The sequence below is a fragment of the Acinetobacter sp. S4397-1 genome (assembly GCF_024129285.1).
Taxonomy (GTDB): Bacteria; Pseudomonadota; Gammaproteobacteria; order Pseudomonadales; family Moraxellaceae; genus Acinetobacter; species Acinetobacter lwoffii_C.
Window position 1 is genome coordinate 1 of the sequence record NZ_JAMXXZ010000056.1, and the last position, 5,969, is coordinate 5,969.

Annotated in this window: 8 protein-coding genes; 6 read left to right on the plus strand and 2 right to left on the minus strand. The window is 33.2% G+C overall.

Annotation, left to right across the window (positions count from 1 at the left end; genetic code table 11):
* The 3 genes from NI467_RS14160 to NI467_RS14170 all read left to right on the plus strand — a co-directional run.
* On the plus strand, window positions 1–827 hold an 827-nt coding region (locus NI467_RS14160), incomplete at its 5' end, for a hypothetical protein (protein ID WP_253153464.1).
* Between the two features lie 95 nt (window positions 828–922).
* The gene (locus NI467_RS14165; protein ID WP_253153465.1) at window positions 923–1,795 is read left to right on the plus strand and encodes a restriction endonuclease; all 873 of its coding nucleotides are present in this window, start codon (window positions 923–925) and stop codon (window positions 1,793–1,795) included.
* A gap of 189 nt (window positions 1,796–1,984) precedes the next feature.
* Window positions 1,985–2,236 (plus strand): DUF4041 domain-containing protein, encoded by a 252-nt coding sequence (locus tag NI467_RS14170; protein WP_104988057.1) that lies wholly within the window; start codon window positions 1,985–1,987, stop codon window positions 2,234–2,236.
* Window positions 2,237–2,611: 375 nt separating this feature from the next.
* On the opposite strand, the gene NI467_RS14175 is transcribed toward NI467_RS14170, so the two are convergent.
* The gene (locus NI467_RS14175; protein ID WP_101161727.1) at window positions 2,612–3,307 is read right to left on the minus strand and encodes an EcsC family protein; all 696 of its coding nucleotides are present in this window, start codon (window positions 3,305–3,307) and stop codon (window positions 2,612–2,614) included.
* A gap of 213 nt (window positions 3,308–3,520) precedes the next feature.
* Between NI467_RS14175 and NI467_RS14180 the strand changes: the two genes are divergently transcribed.
* A complete protein-coding gene (locus NI467_RS14180; protein WP_004812233.1) occupies window positions 3,521–3,769 on the plus strand; it encodes a type II toxin-antitoxin system HicA family toxin in 249 nt (82 codons plus the stop codon).
* A complete protein-coding gene (locus NI467_RS14185; protein WP_004812232.1) occupies window positions 3,766–4,098 on the plus strand; it encodes a type II toxin-antitoxin system HicB family antitoxin in 333 nt (110 codons plus the stop codon). The genes NI467_RS14180 and NI467_RS14185 overlap by 4 nt, the downstream gene beginning before the upstream one ends.
* A gap of 142 nt (window positions 4,099–4,240) precedes the next feature.
* On the opposite strand, the gene NI467_RS14190 is transcribed toward NI467_RS14185, so the two are convergent.
* Window positions 4,241–4,837: a LysE/ArgO family amino acid transporter gene (locus NI467_RS14190; protein WP_174660718.1), complete on the minus strand. Its 597-nt coding sequence runs from the start codon at window positions 4,835–4,837 to the stop codon at window positions 4,241–4,243.
* 96 nt (window positions 4,838–4,933) lie between these two features.
* Here NI467_RS14190 and NI467_RS14195 point away from each other — a divergent pair, with 96 nt between their 5' ends.
* Entirely contained in the window at window positions 4,934–5,821 is an 888-nt protein-coding gene (locus tag NI467_RS14195) for a LysR family transcriptional regulator ArgP (RefSeq protein ID WP_174660717.1), read from the plus strand.
* The last annotated feature ends 148 nt before the right edge of the window (window positions 5,822–5,969 follow it).

Here is a 5,969-nt window from a genome sequence, read left to right on the forward strand (position 1 = left end):
TTGAGAAAGCTACTCAGCCTTGGAACAGAAACAGTGTTATTGGCGCTGCTATGGCCAACGTAGCAGGACCGTGGGATCATAAAAGTGCTGCCATGGAAGCTATAAAAAAATATGCCTCATCTATAACAATTAATGAATCATTAGGTCTAGAAGCGGATACACAAAAAATTCTAGCAGCAACTACTCTAATGCCAGATTTAAAAACTAAAATTCAAAGTCTTCATCATAAAATTTCAAATGATTTATGGTTAGAAAGACAAAATTTAATAAATAGAGATTCTACTTTTATTCAGAATAATAAAAACATTACTGATAATTTTAACCAGTTATACGGACAAGAACTCCATATAGATAAAGATGCAGCTCAAGCTATAGATTCAGTTATCCATGATACAGATGCACTAAATATAGCGGCTGAACTAATTGATATAGGAATTTTTGATACATCAAGTGGATCAATTATTTATGATTATTTTAAAAACACACCTGAACCACAAAGAAATAATATTTTTATTAATTTTGTTATACCAATAATTTTAACAATAGCTATGTCGATCTCATCAGAAATAGAACTTATTCAATCTAATAAAAATCAGATAGTAAATTCCATAAATAATATTAAAGGTCATGCGGTATTAACATCTAACAGCTTCTTAAGAGCGACACCCGACGGAGAAAATATTTTAGAAATTGAAAAAAATACATTAATTGAAGTATATAAAACTGATAATTTACCTACAGGATGGGTATTAGTAAAATTAAATAAAGATAATATTGATATAAAAGGATATTTAAATATTTCTGATATTAAACCACTTATAGATTAGAGTTAATTATAAGTTAGCTTCCTTTAAAATAATGGTAGTTATATGAATTTTTAAAATACAGTAAAAGGTGGCTTTTAGCTCAACTACGGATATTTATGAAGTTAAAACTTAGAGACATAACGATATTTAATCGTATATTTGGTGCAGAAGGTGGATATCTTCTAGATTTTAGTGATAGAACCCTTATCCATTTCTTTGATGAAGAGTTAAATATTGACATTGATAATGAACAGTACAAAGAAGATGGGACAAGTAAAGCTAAGCGTGTGCGCTGTCTTCTCAAAAAAGTCGATGCAGATACCGCTTTGCATATTTTAGATAAATTATGGTCATACCGTATGTCTTTAGATCCGTCTAGTGCAACTAGAGATCTAGCTGAATACAATGCTCTGATCGTAAGTATAAAATCTTTAGATAAAAATTTATCAGCTAGATTGCCATCGGTAATTCCACCCAAAAACTCATTCAGTGACATTGATTACACACATTTAATATCCGAAATGGATAGGATTAAACTGTTACCCCCTCATCCTCGTGGATATGCATTTGAACTATGGTTAAATGAGCTATTTAAAGTATTCAAAATGGATCCAAAAGGGAGCTTTAGAAATACAGGGGAACAAATAGACGGTAGTTTTAGAGTGGATGGGGCTTACTATTTAATGGAAGCAAAATGGCATAGTAAAGAAACGCCAGCTAGTGATCTACACGCATTCCAAGGTAAGCTTAATGGAAAGGCTTCATGGACTAGAGGTGTTTTTATCAGTTGGCAAGGTTTTAGTAGTGATGGTTTAACTGCTTTTGGAAATGGTAATAGAATTGTTTGTATTTCAGGTAGAGATATACATCAATGTCTGAAATCAAAGATACCTTTTCCTGTCTTATTGGAGGCAAAGCTAAGACATGCATCTGAAACAGGGGAGTGTTACATTGCCTATGAATATATTAGAAATCTCCCTAAGCCTTAGATATAAGTCACTACAAGGATATTTTTATTAATTAACATAAAATCTCTCGGGCTATGGGGAGATTCATGCCGCGCGGCAGTTAAAAGAAGTCCGCTGTAAAATAAAAAATGCCATTGCAGCAAGCACGGGGGGCAATGTGAGTATGTCGAAGAAAATCGCCAACTTTCTGCCATCGCTCTGGTTACTCATGTGTTTAACAGTAAAGCTGATCTGTATTTATCCCAATTAGACCATGACACTGTGGACCTGTTTATTCAGGCACTACAAGATGACTTTATCCTGATCAATCATTATGGAGAAGCATTCGGTCATACCCGAATTCATGAATCATTTTTAAAGTTACGTTTGGAAGAATTTAAACTTATAGCCCTGGTTTTAGCCTTCAAGGCACAACAACAGACTGGGTCAAGTGAATTTCAACAGCAGAGGGTGGAAGGCTAATACCAGCGATCTATAAAAATGGTAGAAAGAGGGTACTGTTGCAAATAGGGACCTAAGTCGATGATATTCGCTTCAAAAAAGCTTAGACACACTTCACCCTGATGTTGGCCATAATAAAATGACGAAATTTATCCTTTAAGGCCATATGGCTGATCTGATTGTTCACCTTGACTTATTAAAATCGTGGAACATTGATCAAATAGTAAGCGTGGAACGTAATAAATCATAAAAAAGCCCCGATTGGAGAAAAGGGGCTTTAAAGATTGTATTATAACATTGAAAAATAAAGAAAAAATATAAGAATTTCGTATAAGGTGTATTATGTTAATTTTAGAAATATTAAATTACTAACATATCCGTACCAAATTTATAAAATTAAGAATTTATAGACTCTGTTTGCATTTTTCTAAAAAACTCTTCTTTATATCTTTTCTGAATTTCACTTGATGCATATTTAGCAAATGCGAAATTAATACCTCCACCCAAAATACCACCAACAACAGGAATAAATTTTGCTGCCTGTTTAGTTGTCATTTTGGGTGCTAATTTTGATGCAACAATCATGATCAGTTTAAGTACTGGGTTTGATTTTGCCCCAGATTTTCCTGCAATTTGAGCAGCTCTATTCATCATAGCTTGCACACCAGCAACAGCTGCTTTATCAAACCCCAATGAAAATAAATAAATTTCTCTAGCTAGTTCTGCATCATGTGGATTATTTGGATCAAAGCCATTCAAATATGCAACTCGTTGATTCAACCTATACAATTGCGCTGCCATATTTACAATATCCACGCCCCCAATAGTTACCATTGTTGCTACACCACCAACGCCAGAGGCCAGTCCAGTTACTGCACTATTTCTTGCTGCATAGTTACCATAAGAACCAGAAATATCTTCAATTCTTCGATAATTTTTACAAATAATTTCTGTTGTAAAGTCTTCTATTTTTGAAATAGGTAACCCTTTAGACTGCGCATCTTTAACAATGTCATTAGGGTCTACTGAAATAACTTCAGAAATTTTATTTAAGAGCTTTGTAGGTAATTGAGTAGTACTATCGAAATCCATGTTTTTTAAGACTTATTAAATTAATTATTAATATCATAAATTAAACATTAGATTTTTATCAGGTTATAAAAAATATTTATTCATAATTTGACAATAATTTTTAGAGGCTCCCCCCATTTAACATAATGGCGATTATATGAAATGCAACTAAATTCAGTTGCATTTTTTAATTTCAAGGGACTATACTTAGTCGTAACTGAGTAGGGCAAAAATATGGGTAAAACGGAAAAGTTATTGGAAAAATTTGGAAATTCAAAAAATACGTTTCCATATAAAGATTTAGTCGTTTTACTGAGCCAGCTCGGCTATGAAAAATTTGAAATGGCAGGCTCTCGTGTTCGGTTTTTTAATGAAAAAACTGAACATATGATTTTACTGCATAGACCACACCCTGAAAATGAAATCAAAGGTGGGGCATTGAAAGCTGTAAAACAGGCACTCAAGCAGGAGGGATTTTTATGAGCTATTTAAAATACAAAGGTTATCTCGGAACAATTGAGCCTGATCTTGAAACAGGTGAGTTATTTGGAAAACTTGCTTTTATTCGTGATCTTATTACCTATGAAGCGGAAACTTTAAAAGCCCTTGAGAAAGCTTTTCAGGAATCTGTAGACGGCTATTTAGAATCATGTGCTGAACTAGGAAAATCTCCTGATCAACCATTCAAAGGCACTTTTAATGTCCGTATTAGCCCTGAATTACACCGTAAGGCGGTTTTAGCATCAAGTAATTCTCTAAATGCCTTTGTCAGTGATGCGATTCAAGAAAAGTTAATGCGTTTAGGTGCGTAATTTATTGAAGCCTAGGCTACTACCTAAAAATTGAAAAACTCAGCAAAAATGGGAGCTTAAAGCTCCCATTTTTAGTTTCATATAAGGTGTATTATGTTAATTTTAGAGAAACTTAAAGTAGGTAGATTGCTGACACATCTTTTTAGAACAAGAGATTTACAGCTATAACCCACATAATTATGCCTATGAGGAAATCTAAAATTTTCCATGAAATAGAACTTTGGAATAGCGGTAATAGAAATTTTGCTCCATGTCCTAAAGAAAAGAAGAATATCCAAGAAGATAGGATTGCTCCCATAGTAAATATATGCAGCTCGCTTTCAAAGTTCGTGGAAATAGAACCCATTAGTACAACGGTATCTAAGTAAACATGAGGGTTGAGCCAGGTAAATGCTAAACAAGTACCTAGCACATGATAAATATTAGCTTTTTCAATATTACTCGGATCAAGACGCGTATGTTTTCTAAAAGCTGAATAGAAGCTTCTCAAACCATAAATGAATAAAAATACAGCTCCAAAATATTGAGCAAAAATAGTAATTAAAGGAAATTCTTCAACGATCTTTGAGAATCCTGTAGTTCCTAAATAAATAAGAATAGAGTCAGATAAGGCGCATATAAGACAAACACTAAAAACATATTCACGCTTAAGTCCTTGTCTCAGAACAAAAGCATTTTGAGCACCAATGGCTAATATGAGAGAAAACCCAACCCCCAATCCTGTTAAAAATGTAACCATATTGACTTATCTGAAGTATCTATTTATTTGAATTATGTGTATTTGTTTTTTTATTCATTAAAATTAAGAATATTTTGGGTTGGCTAAATAATTCTTATGTTAGAAAAAAAACAATGCGAAGCCTTTTTAGCGGTAGTTGAGACTGGTAGTTTCGATCAGGCAGGAAAAATGCTCTGCCTGACTCCATCTGCTGTAACCTTAAGATTGCAAGCTTTAGAAAAAGAATTAGGACAGTTATTAATAATACGTAGTAAGCCTTGTAAATTAACCACATCAGGTCAGCAAGTATTTGAATATTTAAAGAAAAGTCAAAGATTGGAACAGAATTTTTTACATGATTTGATGAATAAGTCACAAGCTGAATTTTTTAAAGTGGTTATTGCATCTAATGCCGATAGCCTAGCAACCTGGTTACTTCCAACCCTCAAAGATGTACTTATAAAAAATAAAATATTGCTGAATCTAATCGTTGATGATCAGGCTCATACATATTCCTTACTAGAAAAAGGAATTGTTAATGCGTGTATCTCAATTGAACCTAAACCTATGAAAGGATGTAATTCTCAATATCTAGGTGTGATGAAATATAGAATGATCGCAACAAAAGCATTCATAAAAAAATGGTTTGCTAGTGGCATAAATAGACAAGCCCTATGCTTAGCACCTGCTGTAATATTTAATGAAAAAGACCATCTTCATTTTGATATTTTAGTAAAGCAATTCGGTCTAACAAAGGGTAGTTACCCTTTTCACTTAATACCCTCTTCAGAATCTTTTTTGACCGCTATACGACTTGGAATAGGTTACGGAATGGTTCCAGAATTCCAATTAAATAGCCTCTATGATCAAGATGAAATGATTGATTTATGTCCAGAATTAGAAAATAAAGTTCAACTCTACTGGCATCATTGGATTCATCAACCTTACCATTTAGAAAGTGTTACAGACCATATAATTAAGTACTCAAAACTCATCTTAAAATAAAATGATTGAGCCTGATTCCCTACCTATTTAACATAATAGAGCTTATACGAAACGCTTTTGTAAGCCCAAAATAGAAATGTCCGGTTTCTCCAAAGTAAAAATGTCCGCTTTTAGAATATGCATTTTTGCAATTTCCTTAGCGGACGGT